Source organism: Herpetosiphon giganteus (assembly GCF_016907925.1).
Classification (GTDB): domain Bacteria; phylum Chloroflexota; class Chloroflexia; order Chloroflexales; family Herpetosiphonaceae; genus Herpetosiphon; species Herpetosiphon giganteus.
In genome coordinates, this window is record NZ_JAFBCZ010000076.1 from 1 (window position 1) to 1,925 (window position 1,925).

Genomic DNA, 1,925 nt, shown 5'->3' on the forward strand with positions numbered 1-1,925 from the left:
GAGAGTGTTGCAGAATTCACCCTACCTCTGCTCTTCACCAATTACGAACCTTTTTTTTAATACCACCCTCCATCCATCGCATCCCTTTCACACCACATACCTACCACGCCTTCACGGTGATCGCCCTGCACCTGCTTGATCCCATGTTCCTACCAGATCGCTTTAGCTGTGTCCGTGGCCCGTCGTCATGCGCCGAAGCCAACGCCGAAGATTAATCACGGCCCCGGCCTGCCAGAGTTGATACTGGGCTGCGGCCTGTCCCACGCGCCGACTCCGCCGACCACCCGCATAGCGAACCACCCACGCAATCGTTGGCTCAATCCACCACCGGTTGGCTAACAGGCGCTGGCCTTCCGGACTGGTATTGAAGGTGGTTGCCATACGCAAGGTGGCATAGTGGGTGGCAATGAAGACGGTGCGGTGTGCACGCGGCTTAGTACCAGGCGCACGACAGGCATCCCACACGGCACACCCATGACATTGACTGGCCAGAAACCGAAACAGCACACCATCGCCCGTTTTGGCGCGATACCGCCGCTCGGTCTGCACGCCTGCTGGACAGATGCAGCGGGTATCTTGGTCACGCACGCGAAAGTCGGCTGGCCCGAACCGACTGTGGTCACGGCCACCACTCGTCGGAACCTCCGCAACGACCTGGGTTGTGCCGTTCGTCACCGCTAAGGCTTGGGTGCGCGGTTGCCCCCAGCCAAACGCCTGATCTGCAATGAGATACGTAGGTGGCGGATCACCGCGTTCGACTTGTTGGGTGAGCGCACGGGCGAGGGTGTCGGCATCAGGCGTACTGCCGGTCGCCGCAACCATGCTGCGAATGCGGGTTGGGGTGGCAATGATAGCGGCGTTATAGCCGAAGGTCGATTGGTGGGGGCCATGAGTCCGAAAGGTTGCTTCGGGATCACGGAGGCTGGCCATGCGAAACGTCCCCTTGGTTCCCGCAGGGCGTTCGCCCCACTGCGCGGTGGTTGGATCGACGGAACATTCGCCATGCAAGACGGTCTGAAGGCGCGTCAGCAGGTGCTGCGCCGGAGGCTGGAGCGGTGCGGGAAGGGATGGAATGTGGGGAGCCACGGCGGTGATGACCCGATCAGCGGTGGCGGCCATGGTGGCGATTTCACCGCCATGGCCGCCACCGCTGATCGCCAGCGCGGCGGATGGAGGAGTGGCCCCAGATCAAGCGGTGGAAGGACGGCTTGGAGGGCTGTGGGAGCGGTGGTGATCCACCACTGGGCAAGGGTTCCGGTCAGCGTCGCAATGATCCGACGGGGACTGACCGGCGTTGCGGGCGTGGCGAGGGCAAAGGTATCGATGACCTGAATGGGTGCGGCTTCGGGATCGGTGCGATCAAGCAGGGCGAGGACCTGATCGAAGAGCGTCTGGGGGTGGTGGATGGTCATCCAAGCATGAAAGCGACTGAGGGTTGTATGATCGGGGGCAGGAGTCCAGAGAGCGAGGCCGACAAACCAGCGGGCGAGGAGATCGGTGGTCAGCAGGTGCTCAAGCTGGCGATCGGACACGGCCCCATACCACGCGCGGAGCAGTTCGGCCCGAACGAGGATGGCAACTGAATAGGTTGGTGGTGCGCCAGGGCCATGGCGATGATGAAAGGCGGCGCATGCGTGAATGACCGGGGTAAGATCGGCAACCGCAGCCAAGCGCACGAGGGGATGGGTCCGACAGCGAGCAAGCAACCGCTGCTGGAGTCGGTGTTCGAGCCACTGCATGAGGGGTGTCCAGTAGCGGGCAAGCACAACGAGCAGCAACGGTGGCAAGGGGGGAAGATCGGCAACAGTGGTGGGCGATGCTGATGATGCAGTCATGGTGATGGCTCCATGAACAAGCGATGCTGTGCTGAGCATGCCATGGAATCGGGCGCTTGTCGAGACCCCTATGGATTGTGCAACACTCTG

Annotated in this window: 2 protein-coding genes; both read right to left on the bottom strand. The window is 62.1% G+C overall.

Going from position 1 to position 1,925, the window contains the following annotated elements:
- Nucleotides 1–162 precede the first annotated feature (162 nt).
- Nucleotides 163–1,119 carry a transposase gene (locus tag JOD20_RS26235; RefSeq protein WP_204758129.1) on the bottom strand — a complete coding sequence of 319 codons (957 nt, stop codon included), beginning with the start codon at nucleotides 1,117–1,119 and terminating at the stop codon, nucleotides 163–165.
- The coding region (locus tag JOD20_RS26240; RefSeq protein ID WP_204758130.1) for a transposase at nucleotides 1,026–1,925 on the bottom strand (900 nt) is incomplete at its 5' end. The genes JOD20_RS26235 and JOD20_RS26240, both read right to left, overlap by 94 nt.